Origin of the sequence: Bradyrhizobium niftali (genome assembly GCF_004571025.1) — a bacterium.
Classification (GTDB): domain Bacteria; phylum Pseudomonadota; class Alphaproteobacteria; order Rhizobiales; family Xanthobacteraceae; genus Bradyrhizobium; species Bradyrhizobium niftali.
This window is the reverse complement of the sequence record NZ_SPQT01000060.1, coordinates 1-17,169: the sequence shown is the minus strand read 5'-3', so window position 1 is coordinate 17,169 and position 17,169 is coordinate 1. Positions and strand designations below refer to the sequence as shown.

Here is a 17,169-nt window from a genome sequence, read left to right as displayed (position 1 = left end):
AACTCCGCAAGATTTTCCGCGCCCCAATGGATATACCTTTCAAGAACGTCATCGGCATTAGCGGCCTGATCGATAGACCCGATGACGTTTGGCAGCTTTTGAATTTGCAGGCGAGGCACATCCCCTCTTGGGTAGGTTCGACCGAAATCGTATCGGAACCACACGTCAGCGGCATAGCCCTTAAGACGACCAGTGGTAAGCGCTTCGTGTAGGGGCTTTTCTTGGACGAGCTTGCCCCGTGCAACGTTAATCAGAAAAGCGGAATGCTTCATTTTCGCGAGTTCGTCCTTGCCGAAGACATCTGAAGCGTAGCTTCTTGGGTTACGGATCCGGGCGCAGGCTGGGGAGGGGTGATCGTCCCAGCAGGGGAGCCTGCCGGAGCCAGACGCGACTGAGATCGTCTAGGAAAAAGGCTCGTAGACTCCACAGCGTGACTATACAGGCTGTGTCGGTCTCGATTCCGCCCGCCGTACGGGTGAGGATTGCGACCGGTCACATCGATATGCGCCGCGGCATGAACTCGCTGGCCTTGCTGGCGAAGGAAGCCTGGCCAAGCCTGGCCTAGTGCGCACGACCTCGCCGAACCGGTCGCGGTGCCGATCGTGTCGCCGGCGGCGAACTACGATGCTTTCATCGCGCCCTCGACCTTCCGCGGCAAGAACGTGATGCCGTGCGTCGCGGCATTGCTCGACGTCATGCAGGTCTCCGACATCATCAAGGTGGTCGCCCCCGACACGTCAGCGCCCGATTTACGCCGGCAACGCCATCCAGACCGTGAAGTCGAAGGATGCGAAGAAGATCATCACGGTGCGCACCTCGACCTTCCAGGCGACGGGCGAAGGCGGCAGTGCCGCGGTCGAGAGCGTCAATGCTGCGGCCGATCCCGGCCTCTCCAGCTTCGCGGCGAGGCGGTGTCGAAGAGCGAGCGTCCCGAACTGACGTCGGCAAAGATCATCATTTCCGGCGGTCGCGCCATGCAGAATGCCGAGAACTTCGGCAAGTACATCGAGCTGGTGGCCGACAAGCCTCCGTGCTGCGACGGGCGCCTCGCGCGGGCCGTCGATGCCGGCTAGGCGCCGAAGGAGAAGCAGGTCGGCCAGACCGGCGAGGTGGTCGCGCCGGACCTCTATATTGCGGTCGGCATCTCCGGCGCGATCCAGCAGCTCGCCGGAATGAGGGAGACCAAGGTCATCGTCGTCATCAACAAGGATGAGGAGGCTCAGTCTTCCAGGTCGCTGATGACGGCCTTGTTGCCGATCTGTTGCAGGCGCTGCTGGAGCTCGGGAAGGACGCCAGCGAAGGTAGCAATCCTTTCAAGCGGTTGCTTTGCATTTAAAGAAGCTGCGGGGTGGCGGGCGTTTGCCGCATTTGTGCGTATACCAAAATAGTACGTAGGATTTTCTCCGCCGAGCTGTGAGATCAAAGCCAATTAAAAGAAAAGAAGCTCATTTGGGCGTTGCGCTTTTGCCCGGTAGGAAACGATACCCTCGGGTTCTCCTACTATCAACGATCCTATTCGGTCAGGATTTTTATCTCAGAGAAAGGGGAGTTACCTTGAAATACAGTGATAAAAATTTCGGAGTTTGTCGAGATCAACTGCACGGCGCGGCGCTGGCATATCACCGCCACCCGCGGCCAGGTAAGCTCGAGATAGTAGCCACAAAGAATATGCGCGATGCAGCAGATTTGTCACTGGCGTATTCGCCCGGTGTTGGCATTACCATGTCAGGAATTAGTGTCCGATCCATCCAAGGCACTCTTTATACCGCAAAGGGGAATCTTGATGCCAGTGCTCCTATGTTACCTAGTCCCAACACGGCGGTCCCGTTGGTGATTACTGCAACTAGACTGCTTCTCTTGCGCATGATCCGTTCGGAAAACCGCTGCATACTAACGGGACGGATTCGAAGTTCCGGCGACCTCGACAGTCAGATCGATGGCCTGGATTTAAATGGTTTGACCGGAGAAAGGCTAGAAGGTCTCCGGCACCGTACTGATCGCCGGCATCGGATCGGCGTTAAGGTGTGGGCCAGTGCCGGGGTCATCTTCTAATCGTCGTGTTCTCACGCGTAATGCGCCTTGGGCCGCACCACCTTGTCAAGGGTGCATGATTCGGTGGCGAGCGCGTGCGCGACGTATGCCATCGCGCCCTCGAAGGCCTTTCAACTACCACAACTTTCGCTTCGATCGCGGCTCCTAGTTGGCTTTGCCATACGCGGTCGAGGCGCCCCCCGTAGATTGACGAACGCAGGGCGTCTCAGCGGCACTGGTGCGCCCCTTTGGCGGGCGCATCTCCGCGGCAATGAAGCGCGCCAACAATTCCGCCACTAGGCGCGCCTCCTCGGCGCGCTAGGTCAATTATCCATTGATCCTTTGCACAAATGTCTCCGTCGCGCCGATCTTTAAGAGAGCAGCAGCAGGACGGCGTTTCACTAGTAGTTCGATCTCGCCGCGCGAGAAACCGGCGCCGGGCAGGATGTCGCGGCCGTGCTCGCCAAGGCCCGGTGCCGGTCCGCCGACCTGTGGCTGCGTCACGCTCCACGTCGAAGGCACCGGCCCCTGGTGGTATTGAGAAACATGCCGCCCATGCCCGTAGTGCGGCCCGGATCGATCTGCCGCACGGTGTCGCAATCCGGACTTTCCACCTTGATGACGTCCGGCCCATGCCCGCGAGGATCTGAGTAGCATAAGGCCCCGTCAGCACAGTGGTGAGGTCCAGAATGATGATGTCACCTGGTGGGCCAAAGGAATGTATGGTGGTTGCCCTCGCCAACGCTTGGAATGATTGCTCTTGTCTTGAATCGGCGATCGCCTTCGGCCCAAGTGCCGGCCAGCCCTCGAGCGAATGATGGCCAACCAGTTGCCACTGAAAGATGCGCTCGACCTTGATGGCGCGGCCAGGGTCGTCTCGGATGGTGTAAAGCACCGATGTCTTCGGGCGCATCGATGGGCGGGTCTCAGGAATTCAGTAGATCCAGGATGTATCTGACCGTGAGCTCCGTCGTCGGGATGACAAGGTCGTCGGAGGCTCCGAACGTCGGCGTATGTACATTTGAGTCATTGCCGGGCGCCCGACTGCCGAACCAGAAGTAGATCGACGGAACGCATGCCGCGTAGAAGCCGAAATCGTCGCTGCCCGCTGCTTCCTTCCGGTCTCTGAACGCGTCGTGACCGGCCACGTCGTGGACAAGCTGCCGGAAGCGCTTCACCATTTCAGCATCGTTAACGACCGGAGGTTCACCTGAACGGATAATGCATTCGGCCCGCCCGCGATGCATCGTAGCCACCCCTTCGGCGACTTCGCTCACGCGCTGGCACAACAGCGCCCGACGTTCCGGGCTGCGCGTCCTGATCGTCCCTTCCATGACGACTGAGGCGCAGATGATGTTCGTCGCCGTGCCACCATGGATCGTGCCGATCGACACGACCACGGCGTCGTCGGCCGGCATCTCGCGCGAGACCACCTTCTGTACCTCATTTACGAATGCAGCGGCGATGGCGATGGCGTCGACTCCCTTATGGGGATAGGAACCATGCGCAAGGCTGCCAGTGATGGTGAGTCTGAACTGGTCGGCGGATCTGGTTACCGCACCCTCGCGCGCGCCGAACATTCCAGCCGGAATCTCGGTACTAACGTGAAAGCCGACTGCCTTATCGAAGCCGTCGAGCAGTCCCTCCTGCTGCACGGTGCGCCCGCCGAGCGGCTCCGCTTCCTCCGCCGGCTGGAAGAAGACGCGCACCCTGCCCGCGAAATTGTCGCGTAACCGATGGAAGGCGAGCGCCGTGCCGAGCGCAATTGAGCCGTGCATGTCGTGGCCGCAGGCATGCATGACACCGTCGACCTGCGAGCGATACGGGAGATCATCGCGCGCCTCTTGTATCGGCAGCGCATCGATATCTCCGCGCACCGCGATCGACCGCTTCGGACCTGAGGCCCGACCTTCGATGTCGATGTAGAGGCCAGTGTTGTGGAAGACCTTAGGGGCATTAAGACCGAAACGCTGCAGTATGCCTCGAATGCGCTCCTGGGTTTTCCACTCCACGTTAGAGAGCTCGGGCTCGCGGTGCATTGCATGGCGCAGCTCAATCACCGCATCGCGCTCGGCGTCCAACAGGAAGCTGTTGCTGCGTGTGCTCATCTGGTTTGAACCCTCTCTCTTGCCCGTCCAACGGCGCCGCTCGGTTGAGAGTTACTCCACGATGAAGCACAAAATGAACCGAATTCAGGTCGACCGCGCATCTATCGTCTTCGTTTTCTACCTTGATGCAGGAATTCCTCATGGCGTTAAGAGCTCGACGCAGCTCTCGGTGGAAGGACGATGGCCCGACGCCAACCAGTGACCGGCTCGAGTCCAACCCGCCGTGCACCGAAACGGTCTTGCTCTCCTGCCCTATGGCATTTGCAGGGTCGCCATCGGCGCCCCTGCAAACTGGCTCTCTCCTGCAACGAGCAACTGCCCGAAATCAGACTACGAAGATCTCCCGTGGCATGCGGGAAAAAGTTTCGGCGCCAGTGTCGGTAACGCGAAATGTTTCGCTGATCACATACCCGAAATTTTCGTCGATCCAGTTTCCTAACATCAGGTGGAAGGTCATGTTTGGCTGCAGAACCGTCATGTCACCTTCCTTAAGACTGGCCGTCGGTTCGAGCCAGTCGATCCCGACAGCGTATCCGCAGCGCGAGTCCTTTTCGAAACCATACTTCTTCAGCGTACTATTGAACGCGACGGCGATATCACTGCAGGTAGCGCCGGGCTTTACCGCGGCAAGTGCAGCCTCCATACCAGCAACTTCGCCCTCGTGAACTCGACGCAGGCGGTCGGCAGGCTTTCCAACCGAGAACGTCCGCATAAGGGGCGAAATGTAGCCATGGCGCACACCGCCAAATTCAAGATTGATCTGTGAGCCTTCGCGGAAAACGTCTTCGCTCCATCTGATGTGGGGCGTAGCTGAACGCGGGGAGGCACACAGGTAAAAGCTCGACAGATCCGTGCCAGGCTTGCCGTTGGCTCCGCGCACCAGCGTGGCAATAATCTCTGCGGCCGCATCAGCCTCCCTCACGCCCGCGCGAATGACCTCCTTCGCCCGCAATATGCCCGCATCGGCAATGGCCGCGCTCTCCCGCATCACTGCAAGCTCGAGATCTGACTTGGTGAGCCGGATCCACGTGACGCCGTTACTGAAATCGCCAATCGTGGCTGCCGGTAGCTTTCTCTTGAATTTTTCGATTGATTGTCCCGCAAGGAACTTCGTCTCAAGCCCCAATCGCCTTCTGCCAAGGCCATTGTCACGCAGGAAGTCGATCACCGCGTCAAAGCCATCCATATCGGGGTTGCCGATGAGGGCTTCCGGATAGCCGATGACCCGGTTACTCGCGATGAACATCTGATGCATTGCCGCCGGCGCATCCTGACGGCGTGTCAAGAAGGTTGGCTCTTCCTCTTCCAGGGAAATGACCAATCCCTGCGGAACGTATCCGGATTTGGCCGTGTAACCGGAGAGATAAGTAATATTGGACGGAGTGGAGATGACCAGCACGTCCATCTCGCGTCGTTCCATCTCAGTCTTAACTGTGGACAGTCTTCTGAGATATTCAGCCCGCGGGAAGGCCTGCGGTCCTTTTGGCATTGCCATGGCTTAAGCTCCTTCTGTCAGATCTCACATTGTGATGTAGCTTGCAGCAATCGAGGACTTCAGTTGTTTTGCCGTGTTACCTCGCTGCCCTCACGCAGGATGCGCAAGCCGTGGCGATCGTGCCGGCCGAGAAGCCCGGCAGCTTTCTCACAGGCTCTGCCCGTCCTGGGCGAGCTCGTCCATGACCCATCGAACGGCTGCTGCTGCAACCGGATTGCGAGCCAGCGGAACCCACCGCGCGATTTGGAGGTCGAGCGGCACGATTCCTCCAAAATTCCACTCTGATAGTATTTTTATACTTCGCACGGCATCCCCTCTCCAAACGGGTCGCTCTGCCCGTTCACGATCCGGCGATGCAATTCCATGTCGATATTCCGGCCGGAGAGAACGAGTGTGACCGGTGCCCGCAATCCAGCGATCTTGCCTGCTATCAGGGCCGCGATACCGACGGCGCCTGCGCCTTCGACGACTTCGCGTTCCCTTTCATAGGCATGACGAATGCCAGCCGCGATCTCACTTTCGCTCAGCAAGACCACGTCATCGAGCAGAGCCCTGCACATAGCGAACGTCAACTTGTTATGGAGGCCAATGCCGCCTCCGAGTGAGTCGGCAAGGCTAGGAAATTCGTCAACTTGCACCGGCCGACCCGCGTCCAGGCTCGCCTTCATCGCCGCGCCTCGTGCCATAGTTAGCCCTATGACCCTCGCATGCGGCCGCGTACCCTTTACAGCAGCCGCGACGCCGGCTGCCAAGCCGCCGCCGGAGAGCGGCACCAGCACTGTGGCAACATCCGGCAACGCTTCGATGATCTCGAGTCCAATCGTACCTTGTCCGGCGATGATGTCGGGATGATCGAAAGGTGGCAGCATCACGAGCCCGTCTTGGGCTACCAAGCGCTCGACCTCCTGCTGTGCTTCATCTTGGGAGTCGCCAATAATCCGCACGTCCGCTCCGAGGAGTCGAATTTCGGAGACCTTGTTTGCCGGTACCAAACGGGACATACAGATTGTTGCACGCGTACCCACCGCCCGGGCCGCGTGAGAAAGGGCCCGACCGTGATTTCCCGTCGAGGCGGCGACGACTCCGCGGGCCCGCTCGGCTTCTGTGAGCTTTAACATCGCGTTGGTGGCACCGCGCAATTTGAAGCTACCGGTCCTCTGGTGATGCTCGAGCTTAAGCTCTACCGGGACACCGCAATTGTGCGATAGCGCCGCCGAGTGAACGAGTGGCGTCGGGAGGATGTGAGCGGTTATGCGCCTGCGCGCATCCTGAATAGTACCGAGATCAATCATAGCGCGTTAGACGACGGCCTCCATCGCCTCCCAGCAAAGGCCTGCGATGTCCTAGACCGTTCCAAGGGCCTGTCCGGGGCGTGATGTCATAGACAGAGCATAGCCCGGCTTGGAGCGCGATTGCTTTAATACCCACGCAACTGGCGCCGAAATTCTGCGCCAACAGAAGCGATCCTGACATTTTCGCGCGGATAGCATCGAACCTAAGGCTGACGCCGGCTACCAATCGTCTCGCAGGCGTGAAGCAGCGCGTGTCACTAGCCCTCGATTGCCGCGGGACTGCTAGATGATGCAGTCGTGTCCCGAGAGCGAGAGCGCTGAAAACTCATCTCTTCTACATTGCGTCATGGCGACGGAGACGTTGCCCCCGAAGTCGTAAGGGGCCTTGCCCCTGCCGATGCACATCACCTCCGGCGCGTGCAGCGAGTAGATCTTCGGTCCACGCCGGTGCTGCTTCTGGGCAAGCACCCGTCCCGCCAGCGCCAGCATGCGGCATAGGACAATCTCACTGAGGCGCGGCGTTCGATCCTGCGGATGATGTCGCGTATGACGCGGCCAAGTTAGGTTCTGAGCGTCCTCAAGGCTCGGTTGGCGCGATTGAACTGCTCGGCATAGGGCATAGCGCTGATTCTTGATCAACGCTAACTTGCCCCCCGGCGCATAGGATTGCCGCAACGCCAGGCCATCTCGCGCGCCCGTTCAGAAGCCGCGCATCAGTCGGGAACATCACGTTCTTGGGCGGCACCCCTGGTCTCGACGATCACGCGGTTGAGGTCGGACGACTTGATCGCTTCGGTCTTGGTGGCGACCGAGAGGCTCTCCTGCAGCAGCGCTTGCAGCTTCTCCTCGCGCTGGCGCCAGCGCGTCAGCGAGGAACGGTCGAACACCAGGCGGTGCTGAAAGAACTCCTCGCTGCAGAAGAACTGGTCGCGCGTTTCAGTTGATCGCAGACCGCGCCGACCGCCCCTCGAGGAACGATCAGTCGATCGCCAGGGCATGGTCCATGTCGATGGTCGCGTCCGGTTGCGAGCGCAGAAGATCGGCTTGTCCGCCGTCCCGTCGTTCCCTGGGTTGCATCGTCTCCCCCGATGCAACCACGGAATTACGTTCGAGGAGATCTTGAGGTTCTGTGAGGTCGCGGGCGCGCTGGAGCCGCGGGCCGCGATCGTGAGCACGACTTCATAGAAGCCGGATTGACCAGCCGCTGCTATGTCCGAACAACAAGGAGATTCAAGACCGATGATCGTCGACGATCGCCAGACGCATGTACGAACCTGTGCGGAAGCATTACCTGGCAGCAAGCCTTTCTGGTACTCCCACTGCAGCGACAGATTCAATGCCTCTCAGCGGCTTCGTTCGATTGTAAAATGAAACTGCAAGCTTTCACGCCTATAAACGCAAAAGGCTTGCAATCTCCAACCTCCCGCCGCTCCAAAAATCGACTCCCGCTCAACCGCTTAGAGGTTCTTCACGGTCGACGAACTAGGCATGGGCAGCTTCAAGCGCACGTATCGAGCCGATCTGGACTGCATCGTCCGCTGAAAGCGGGGGGACCCGTCTTCAAGCATCTAAGGGTGCCGGCCACGTTTGCAGACTAGCCGGAGCAGCGTCCCCGAATCCGAGCGTTCTCGCCAACTTTCAAATCCTGATGAAGACGGAAGTTATTCTAGACCCTGACCTCATAGCTGAACAAGTCAATGCAAACCGGAAGCGAGGGCCTCGCCAGTCCAGTAGTCAAACGTTCCGACGGTTTTTGGGCATTCTATAGTGTGACCTGTCGCGCGGCGATCAGGATGGAATGCAGCGTCAATCAAGGTGAGAGAGTTCGCCGGGCTCGTGACGTAGGGAGGGCGTAGCCCGACCGGAGTTACGAGCCCGGCGTCGGCGCGATCCGCGAGGGACCGCGCCGACTGGTGATCGTGGCCGGCAGGTTATGCAAGTGGTTCTTCCGCCAAGAGGAATCACTCGCGTGCCCGGCCGACACATCACAGATCACCAAATGAGGCTCTACATGAAGTACCGTCAGACCGATAGCCCGCCAGTGGCGGCGGCCAAGGCGTCATTCAGTGCGTCGACCGCTTATCGGATCGAGAGAGATTCCCGACTTCCGTCGCAAAAGAAGGCCCCCCGCGGCCGGCGACGACCGGACCCGTTGAGCGAGGTGCTCGAGACCGAGATCGTCCCGATCCTGAAGTCGGCACCTTACGCCCGGTCGCGGTCTTCGAGGAGATGCTCCGACGTCATCCTGATCTCGGCATTGGTATCCGTCGTACCCTGGAACGTCGTATCCGTGCCTGGCGGGCGATCCATGGCGAGGAGCAGGAGGTGATCTTCCGCCAGATCCATGAGCCTGGCCAGCTCGGCCTCTCCGACTTCACAGACATGGGCGAGTTGGGTGTTACGATCGCGGGCGCACCGCTGGATCATCGTCTCTATCACTTCCGTTTGGCCTATTGCGGCTTCGAGCATGCCCACATCGTGCTTGTCGGCGAGAGCTTTGTTGCCCTGGCCGAAGGCCTGCAGAATGCCCTCTGGTCGCTCGGTGGGGCGCCGCGGGAGCATCGGACCGACAGCCTGTCGGCCGCATTCTGCAATCTCGATCGCGATGCACGGGATGATCTGACGCAGCGATACGAGGCCCTTTGTGCCCATTACGGCATGCGGCCTTCCCGCAACAATCGAGGCGTCGCCCACGAGAATGGCTCGATCGAAGGGCCACACGGTCATCTTAAGCGAGCAATCGCGGACGCCTTGCTGCTGCGCGGAACTGTCGACTTCGACGATCTTGCCACTTATCGCGGCTTCATCGACGAGATCGTCAGCCGCCGCAATGCCCGCAACGCCAAGCGGATCGATAGCGAACGCGTGGTATTACAGGAGCTGCCCGATCGCCGCACCTCCGACTACGAAGAGGTGATCGTCCGCGTGACGTCTTCGGGCGGCTTCACCCTGCGCAAGGTGTTCTACCGGTCCCATCGCGCCTGATCGGTCACCGGCTGCGGGCGCGGCTCTACGACGATCACCTCGACGTGTTCGTCGGCGGCACGCACCTCCTTACCCTGCCGCGCGGGCGACCGCATCCCAATGGCAAGTACGACCAGGTCGTCGATTATCGGCACGTGATCCATTCCCTGCGGCGCAAGCCAATGGCGCTTCTCAATCTGGTCTATCGGGACAGGCTATTCCCGCGAGAGGGCTATCGGAGAGCCTTCGACCGATTGCGCGAGCGCTTACCGGACAAGAAGGCCTGCCGGATCATGGTCGATCTCCTCGCGCTCGCTCATGAGCGCGGCTGCGAAGCCGAGTTCGCCGATCAGCTCACGGCCGACCTTGACGCCGGCCGACTTCCCGAACTCAACCGGCTGCGCGCTCACTTCGCTCCTGACCCCGCCCACCTGCCGAACGTCGTGGTGCAGCTCGCGCCGCTTGCCACCTACGAATGCCTCATTGGTACCGCCGAGACCGGAGGTGCCGCATGAGCGTGGCCAACACCGTCGATATTGCGCGCCTCAATCTGTTGCTCAACGAGCTGCGCCTGCCAGCCATCAAGGTGCTGTGGGCGCAATTTGCCGAGCAATCCGACAAGGAAGGTTGGCCGGCGGCCCGCTTCCTCGCCACCATTGCCGAGCACGAGATCGCCGAACGCGGTCGCCGGCGCACCGAACGCCATCTCGTCGAGGCCAGACTGCCAGCCGGGAAGACCTTCGACAGCTTCGACTTCGAGGCCGTGCCGATGATCTCCAAGGCGCAGGTGACCGCGCTTGCCGCCGGTGACAGCTGGCTGGGCAAGGGCGCCAATTTGCTGCTGTTCGGCCCGCCCGGCGGCGGAAAGAGCCACTTGGCGGCAGCGATCGGCTTGGCCCTCATCGAGAACGGATGGCGCGTCCTCTTCACCCGGACCACCGATCTCGTGCAGAAGCTCCAGCTGGCGCGACGCGAGCTCAACCTCGAGGCGGCCATCAATCGTCTCGATCGCTTCGATCTCCTGATCCTTGATGATCTCGCTTACGTCACCAAGGATCAGGCCGAGACCAGCGTGCTGTTCGAACTCATCAGTGCACGCTACGAGTGACGCTCGATGCTGATCACGGCTAATCAGCCATTCGGCGAATGGAACCGGGTCTTCCCGGACCCCGCCATGACCCTCGCCGCCATCGATCGCCTCGTTCACCACGCCACCATCGTCGAGATGAACGTCGAGAGCTATCGCAGACGGACCGCCCTCTAACGAAAACGCGGTCCGGGACGGCCGCCATCGCACGCGACACCCAAAACCGTCGCTGATTGACGCTGCGCGACAATCAGAGTTCAACAAAACTCTTGCGCGCGACAATCATCGCGGCAATCATCATCAGGCCGCGACACTGCCTCGCCATCCTGATTGCCGCGCACTTCCTACCCAGATTGCCGCGCTACAGTGACCATCGACAATGCCTCCAGCAAGATGCACTTGCTCATGAGAGCAATGACCGTCCATGGCGTAGAAAGTCCCCTCGGGCGAACGAACAATTACAAACGTTAGCCATTCGTAAGTCGAAACGCAGCACCTCTTGCTCAAGTGCGTCGGCCGCGGAGGCCTGCACCCACTGTCCTGTTTTCGTAGTCGTTTTCGTGATCAACGCGATTACCTCTGCTTCGACTTGGATAGCAGCTGGCTTATGATGCAGCGTGATCGGGGACAGAGTCCCCACTGATGACGGCGTTTAGACAACACGTAAAACCTGGCGCACCTGTTATCTTACCCGCTGAAGATCGATGCGTTACATCTCACGCGTTTTTGCTAACCTTTTTGGCCTTCCGGCGCCTGAACAACAACTCGTCCGCTTCTTGCGAGCCATCGTGGGCCGTGCCGAATCACTCATCGAACGGAAGCGTCCGGTCGCCGTAATTCACCTCGAAATACCTGTGATGCAAATAGTGAAAAAGTGATCGGCGGGGAAAGTCGGCTCGCCCACCACCACGACTGGTCAAACCCGCTGTGAGTTCTTGCGGGCGACAGCGCCGCAGAAAGTAACTCGAAGAGCGCATGCAGCGGGGGGCGTGGGCACGACAAAGTGAATCAAGACGTTCGTGAAGTACAGAATATGCTCAGAAGTGTGCATGGACAGGCCGGACCACGGGCCGGGATTGACGCTATTTTGATGCAACTTATGAATTATTCTGTACAGCGGCCCTAAATGGATAAAAGCGATGTATCGCATGGAAGTGCGCCTCGCGCCACACTGGATGAGTGCGAGCAGCACGAAAAAGTAGATCGGGTGTTCCGAGAAGCTGACAAAGGAAATGTAGCGATTAGCCATCATCCACCATGTGAACACCTCACAGGCAGTAAGTACTGGCACGCCGCTGCACATTGTCCAAAACACATTCTCAGCGGTCTGATTCCCGAACAGAAATGTGGGGTTACCTATGTCGGGCCATTTGTTATTATACTTGAACTCGGTCCCTTGACGCCGCTGGATGTAGAGCAAGGCATGGAAGCCGCCGTAGACCAGCAGTACCAATCCAGCATTGCGCGTTAGGATGAACGAAATCCAGTCGACCCTAAGCTAAGCTCCCGCATCGCCTTCAGTGAAGGGGTGAGATAGAGCCACACTCCGAGCGCAATAAGGAACCAGACAGTCGGCCAGGGCCACAGATAGCCCGGAAAGCCGAACAGGAAGCGCAACCAGACCAGTGGACGGGAACGGACGCAGAAAAATTGACAAGCGCAGGCGCCAATTGTTGGGCCTTCAATATCCGCGCTTATCACGCGTACCATGCAAGGCGTCGTTCAAGTCTTTCCCCATTCGGCCCCACCGACGCTTGTGGGGCACGACTCGGGCCCCACTCGTCGAGAGTGCCTTCATGTTCTATCCGCACCCTCTTGAACATCCCCCTGCAACGTAGGCAGGAGGCAGAACATGTCATTGGTTTCATTCGGACGTCAGAACAAAACGTAAATGGACTGTGCGCATCAAACGCGGCCAAAAGTGATGTTTGATGCAGAATTTCAGCAAGGTTGAGGGCCAGCGCGGTCGCTCCGCCGAGCGACACCTGATTCACTGAGATCGGCAAGCCGGGGGCCGACTGCGTCGCATACACGCGCAATCCAGTGCGCAACAAAGGAAGCGCTCCAGATCCTCTGGCGCAATTGTTCAGCAAAGCTGCCCCACACCAATCGATGCACACTCCAGCACCCGATGCTCGACTCGAGGGCGGATCGAGCGAGCATGCGGGCAGCTTGAGGAGATGGCCTGCGCAAAGTCATGCCGCAAAGGCTGCAGACGTGTCAGCCCTCCTGCCTATCGTAATGCGTTACGTGTCCGCGCACGATGCCTTCGGCGTCCGTGTAAATGAACGTCATTCTCAGGACCTTCCCGTCGGGGGAGATCGCGCGGGTTCCCCCTCCGATGACCTTATCCCCCTTTTTCGCCGTGTACACACAGGTGTGGGTGTCAACCCGCTCATAAGCCATTGTGTCGATAAAGGAGTTACCCCAGTGGGGGTGGTATTTGCCATCGATTTTCAGGGAGGTCATCCCCTCGGAGAACGGTGATCCGTCGGCCAAGATCGCCTTGATTGAGCTAGAGATGCCCTCGGAGTCCTGCGTATACGTTCGCGTCGCGGACTTGTAAGTGAACGGCGTCGGCGGGTTAATATATTTCGATTTTTCCGAATTATATTCCCAGACGCCGACGACCGGATCTATTGCTTTCATGGTACCTCCGCTACAAGAATGCCAACTGTCCGAAGCGTTCGATATTCAACAACTTCTGGGGTTCACTCTACGCGTGGTATCGCGACGGTTTCTCGCGTTTTGCCCGGCCGACGGAGCTAATTTCTGCAAGGCTCGCGGTGTCGCCGCATGAATCCGCCACCCGCTACGGGCCTTATTGCGACCTCGAACAATATTATACAGCCAAGCTGCTGAGGATAAAGATCGACGCGCCTGCGCCAGATGCTCGGCTGCGCAGGCGGCCCGAGCTACCATGTGGGCATTGAGGAGCTGGCCTTTCTCCGCACAGATCCACGCCGCAAAGTAATGTCGTGTCAGTCCTCCTGCTTGTCGCGATGCATTACGTGTCCCCGCAGGATGCCTTCGGCGTGCGCGTTGTCGCTGCTGTTGGCCCCCTGAGCCCGGCCTGCAGTTTCCAGTTTCTCGATTTGGATTTGTTCCGTTGTCGTCGCGATGGGATCGGCGATGGCTATTACGCTGCGCGCCCCCTCAACCAGTTCCGTGACAGTTCGACCCAGTAGGTCGATCCCAGCGTGAGTATTTCGTCATTGAAATCGTAGCTCGTATTGTGGAGTTCGCAGGGTCCCGGCCCATGCCCCTGCTCGCGATGTTCGCCATTTCCAGCGCCCAAGAAAGCGAAGGTGCCAGGGCGGGCCTGTAGCATGTAGGAGAAGTCTTCGCAGCCAGTTGTTGGTTCGACGTCTACGTCTACCTTCGTCTCGTCAATGATCGATTTCATCACCTCGGTCGCGAAGCGGGTTTCGTTCGGCGCGTTTACCGTGGGCGGGCACCGCTTAGTCTTCAATTCGGCCTGGCATTCGTGCGCCAAGGCAATGTTTTCGACGATCGTGCGCATCCGGGACTCGATTAACTCAAGCGTCGCGTCCTTGAAGGCCCTTACGGTGCCGGCGAGCGTCACGACTTCCGGGATCACGTTTCTGGCCTCGCCCCCGTGAAACTGGGCGACCGAGAGCACCGCCGTGTCCAGCGGGTTCTTATTGCGCGTGATGATTCCCTGCAGCGCGGTGACGATCTGTGCACCGGTCAAGATCGGGTCCTTGCCATTGTGCGGAAGGGCGGCATGTGAGCCAACGCCGACGATCCGAATTTCAAAGTCGACGGCCCCCGCCAAAATCGGGCCTGGCCTGACGCCAAAGGTGTTCACAGGCGAGCCCGGCCAATTGTGCAAGCCGAACACTGCGTCGACCCGAAATCTTTTGAAAATCCCCTCATCAACCATCACTTTCGCGCCCGCCCCGTTTTCCTCTGCTGGCGAGAAGATGAACACTATCGTGCCGTCGAAATCGCGGGTACGCGCCAAGTGGCGGGCAGCCCCGAGTAGCATCGCCATGTGCCCGTCGTGACCGCAAGCATGCATCTTGCCGGGATACTGGGATCGGTGAGCGAACGTGTTGAGTTCGTGCATTGGAAGCGCGTCCATGTCCGCGCGCAATCCGATCGCTCGGTCTCCGCGCCCCGATCGCAGGACGCCCACGACGCCAGTGCGGCCAAGTCCGCGGTGCACCTCAATTCCATACCCCTCCAGCGTCTTGGCCACGAGATCGGAAGTTTGTGTCTCTTGAAAACTGAGTTCTGGATGAGCGTGTAACCAGCGCCGCAAGGCCTTGATTTCTTCTTGAGCAGCCTGAATCTCGGGTATAACTTTCATGATGGGTCCCCGTTTCATTGAGCTACGCACACCATGGTTGCGCGGCGCTTGCCCAGCTCGTTGACATTCGATGCGCGAAACAACCGAGACGAGGCTGCCAACAAGGCTATCCGAACGGCGCGCAGAAATTCACTGATACTGTCGAGCAATCGCGAAATTACGATTCATATGCGGCTTCAATCGCAGAATTTCGATGCATATCCGGCTACAAGTGAGATTCTGCCCCAAAGGTTAGATTCCTGAACGGGGTCCACTTGTACCAATATCCCCATAGTTGAAGTGGGTTAGAGGTCAGTATCCCCACCAGATGTAACCCTCGGCTGCACAGTGCCTATCGGGAGCTATAGACAAGATTTGGCGACGGCAAACGGTAAGGCGTCATAGTGAAAGCGTTCGAAGCTTCGCACTTGTCGGGTGGTGACGGGTTGGGAGATGCGCGTATCGAGAGCGATACTCCATCAACGACCAGACATGGCTCGTCGCATCACTGCCTGATCAGGAAGTGGTTGAAGGCGGGTATTCTCGAAGAAGGATCATGGCCGTCAATGACCGGGGAACGATTCGGTGATCTGACCGCTCGTCGGCAACATCTACTTGCATTATGTGCTCGACCTGTGGACCAAGCGGGCGACTGCGTGAGGCGACCGGCGACATGATCATTGTGCGCTGTGCGGACGATGTGGTGGTGGGCTTCAAGCGTGAGTACGACGCCCATCGCTTGCGCGCGCTAAATTAGGCTTGAGGAGTTTGCGCTTACGCTCCCTCCGAAGAAAACTCACCTCGGCAACCGGAGACCTTTGCCTTTCTGAGGTTCACGTTCATCTACGGAAAATTGCGCAGCGGGCGATTTTAGCTATAACGAAGTACGACCGCATGCCAGCGAAGCTCAGGGAGATCAAAGAGGATCTGAGGCGCAGAATGCACAGGCCAATTCCCGAACAGGGAAGTGGCTGAGGCAGATCGTGACCGCCCCCTTCGGCTACTTTGTTCTGTGGGAGCCGGAGGCTGCCACCTGCCTCCGCCGACCCGCTGGACACCCGGCAATGGGCCTCCCTACCAGGCGCCACGATCCGAACTTCCAAGCTGCGCGAGCGCGCCCAAGCGCGCGCGACCGGCGAGCACGCGCTTTCGGTCGCGGTATGCTTACATACGCTTTACATCAAAGAACGCCGTCCTGAGCAATCGACGCCATTGTCAACCTGCAGAGATCCGTAATGTCATAGACTGGCAATTTGGTCAGGCGCCGAACTTCTGGCGCTACCGCCGGCAATGCTGTGCATTCCAACAGAATAGCCACAATATCCGGATACGACTGTCGAAGTCTCGTAACACACGCGATGGTATCGGCCTGGATGTCAGCGGTTTCGGTATATGGCGGCGGACGCTGCAGTTCATTGTGCCATAATTTTCCGCCTTCCAAGCCGCCGATCACTAGCCTAGCTCTTTCGGCTCGATCGCTCACGCCGAGCAGCTCTTCATCGCAATGCTTTGAATCGGCTGTCACAATCGCGACTTTGGCGCCCGGCGCCACTTGCCGCAATAGTGCAGGTAACACAAGCAGACTCGACAGCACCACAGGCACACGCACCGAAGCGGACACCGCAGCTTGATGACGCATAAAGAAGCCGCAGTTCGAGCTAATCGCAACAGCGCCTCGCTGAACAAGGCGACGGGCAGCCGCAATACATGCGCTCTCAAGCGCTGGCTCGCCGCGGATGACGTTTTCTGCCCACGCCCCCGCGACTGTTTCCGAGATGACCGGGAAATCGAAAGTAGTGGGGTTCAGAATCGAGCCGAGCCTCGGCGCGGCAGGCGCTGGACCCCTTTCGAGATTTAGAATTCCGAGGGAGCCTTGG

14 protein-coding genes and 3 pseudogenes are annotated in these 17,169 nt (G+C 59.1%); 6 read left to right on the top strand and 11 right to left on the bottom strand.

Annotated features, from left to right (window positions below):
* Positions 1-272, bottom strand: a 272-nt coding sequence (locus E4K65_RS44875) for an NAD(P)-dependent oxidoreductase (protein WP_283813936.1), incomplete at its 3' end; no start/stop codon positions are given.
* A 294-nt stretch (positions 273-566) separates the two neighbouring features.
* On the opposite strand from E4K65_RS44875, the pseudogene E4K65_RS44870 reads away from it, so the two are divergent.
* Together E4K65_RS44870 and E4K65_RS50150 are read left to right on the top strand one after the other, a co-directional pair.
* Positions 567-1,336: pseudogene (locus E4K65_RS44870) on the top strand (FAD-binding protein); the annotation flags it as partial.
* A 218-nt stretch (positions 1,337-1,554) separates the two neighbouring features.
* Positions 1,555-2,052, top strand: a complete 498-nt coding sequence (locus tag E4K65_RS50150) for a hypothetical protein (protein WP_430649061.1) — start codon at positions 1,555-1,557, stop codon at positions 2,050-2,052.
* Positions 2,053-2,358: 306 nt separating this feature from the next.
* Here the strand turns inward: E4K65_RS50150 and E4K65_RS48030 are convergent, their stop codons facing one another.
* The 6 genes and pseudogenes from E4K65_RS48030 to E4K65_RS49270 all read right to left on the bottom strand — a co-directional run.
* Complete coding sequence (locus tag E4K65_RS48030) at positions 2,359-2,535, bottom strand: hypothetical protein (RefSeq protein WP_167771671.1); 177 nt, start codon at positions 2,533-2,535, stop codon at positions 2,359-2,361.
* On the bottom strand, positions 2,532-2,621 hold the full coding sequence (locus E4K65_RS50145; protein ID WP_430649060.1) for a hypothetical protein: 90 nt from the start codon (positions 2,619-2,621) through the stop codon (positions 2,532-2,534). The genes E4K65_RS48030 and E4K65_RS50145 overlap by 4 nt, the downstream gene beginning before the upstream one ends.
* Before the next feature lie 336 nt (positions 2,622-2,957).
* Positions 2,958-4,139 (bottom strand): M20 metallopeptidase family protein, encoded by a 1,182-nt coding sequence (locus E4K65_RS44855; protein WP_135179532.1) that lies wholly within the window; start codon positions 4,137-4,139, stop codon positions 2,958-2,960.
* A gap of 325 nt (positions 4,140-4,464) precedes the next feature.
* Positions 4,465-5,634: a M24 family metallopeptidase gene (locus tag E4K65_RS44850; RefSeq protein WP_135179531.1), complete on the bottom strand. Its 1,170-nt coding sequence runs from the start codon at positions 5,632-5,634 to the stop codon at positions 4,465-4,467.
* 293 nt (positions 5,635-5,927) lie between these two features.
* Positions 5,928-6,926: a hydroxyectoine utilization dehydratase EutB gene (gene eutB, locus E4K65_RS44845; RefSeq protein WP_135179530.1), complete on the bottom strand. Its 999-nt coding sequence runs from the start codon at positions 6,924-6,926 to the stop codon at positions 5,928-5,930.
* A gap of 342 nt (positions 6,927-7,268) precedes the next feature.
* A pseudogene (locus E4K65_RS49270) lies at positions 7,269-8,003 on the bottom strand (transposase family protein); the annotation flags it as partial.
* Between the two features lie 984 nt (positions 8,004-8,987).
* Here E4K65_RS49270 and istA point away from each other — a divergent pair.
* The 3 genes and pseudogenes from istA to istB form a co-directional block, all read left to right on the top strand.
* Positions 8,988-9,911 carry an IS21 family transposase gene (gene istA, locus E4K65_RS49265; protein WP_235886027.1) on the top strand — a complete coding sequence of 308 codons (924 nt, stop codon included), beginning with the start codon at positions 8,988-8,990 and terminating at the stop codon, positions 9,909-9,911.
* A 44-nt stretch (positions 9,912-9,955) separates the two neighbouring features.
* Complete coding sequence (locus E4K65_RS49260) at positions 9,956-10,405, top strand: hypothetical protein (RefSeq protein WP_235886025.1); 450 nt, start codon at positions 9,956-9,958, stop codon at positions 10,403-10,405.
* Positions 10,402-11,151: pseudogene (istB, locus tag E4K65_RS44825) on the top strand (IS21-like element helper ATPase IstB); the annotation flags it as partial. The gene E4K65_RS49260 and the pseudogene istB, both read left to right, overlap by 4 nt.
* A gap of 126 nt (positions 11,152-11,277) precedes the next feature.
* On the opposite strand, the gene E4K65_RS49255 reads toward istB, so the two are convergent.
* Positions 11,278-11,403 carry a hypothetical protein gene (locus tag E4K65_RS49255; protein ID WP_235886024.1) on the bottom strand — a complete coding sequence of 42 codons (126 nt, stop codon included), beginning with the start codon at positions 11,401-11,403 and terminating at the stop codon, positions 11,278-11,280.
* Between the two features lie 700 nt (positions 11,404-12,103).
* On the opposite strand from E4K65_RS49255, the gene E4K65_RS48025 reads away from it, so the two are divergent.
* On the top strand, positions 12,104-12,448 hold the full coding sequence (locus E4K65_RS48025) for a hypothetical protein (protein ID WP_167771670.1): 345 nt from the start codon (positions 12,104-12,106) through the stop codon (positions 12,446-12,448).
* Between the two features lie 749 nt (positions 12,449-13,197).
* On the opposite strand, the gene E4K65_RS44810 is transcribed toward E4K65_RS48025, so the two are convergent.
* From E4K65_RS44810 to E4K65_RS49250, 3 genes are all read right to left on the bottom strand, one after another.
* Positions 13,198-13,626 carry a hypothetical protein gene (locus E4K65_RS44810; protein ID WP_135179527.1) on the bottom strand — a complete coding sequence of 143 codons (429 nt, stop codon included), beginning with the start codon at positions 13,624-13,626 and terminating at the stop codon, positions 13,198-13,200.
* Between the two features lie 490 nt (positions 13,627-14,116).
* Positions 14,117-15,313 carry a M20 aminoacylase family protein gene (locus E4K65_RS44805; RefSeq protein WP_135179526.1) on the bottom strand — a complete coding sequence of 399 codons (1,197 nt, stop codon included), beginning with the start codon at positions 15,311-15,313 and terminating at the stop codon, positions 14,117-14,119.
* Between the two features lie 1,159 nt (positions 15,314-16,472).
* A partial coding sequence (locus E4K65_RS49250) for an aspartate/glutamate racemase family protein (RefSeq protein ID WP_235886023.1) occupies positions 16,473-17,169 on the bottom strand: 697 nt, incomplete at its 5' end.

Bases quoted from the DNA above. Each gene is read 5' to 3' on its own strand.
- E4K65_RS48025 (WP_167771670.1), top strand. From the start codon at position 12,104: ATGGATAAAAGCGATGTATCGCATGGAAGTGCGCCTCGCGCCACACTG.
- E4K65_RS44855 (WP_135179532.1), bottom strand. From the start codon at position 4,139: ATGAGCACACGCAGCAACAGCTTCCTGTTGGACGCCGAGCGCGATGCG.
- E4K65_RS44810 (WP_135179527.1), bottom strand. From the start codon at position 13,626: ATGAAAGCAATAGATCCGGTCGTCGGCGTCTGGGAATATAATTCGGAA.
- E4K65_RS44850 (WP_135179531.1), bottom strand. From the start codon at position 5,634: ATGGCAATGCCAAAAGGACCGCAGGCCTTCCCGCGGGCTGAATATCTC.
- E4K65_RS44805 (WP_135179526.1), bottom strand. From the start codon at position 15,313: ATGAAAGTTATACCCGAGATTCAGGCTGCTCAAGAAGAAATCAAGGCC.
- eutB (WP_135179530.1), bottom strand. From the start codon at position 6,926: ATGATTGATCTCGGTACTATTCAGGATGCGCGCAGGCGCATAACCGCT.
- E4K65_RS49255 (WP_235886024.1), bottom strand. From the start codon at position 11,403: ATGGACGGTCATTGCTCTCATGAGCAAGTGCATCTTGCTGGAGGCATT.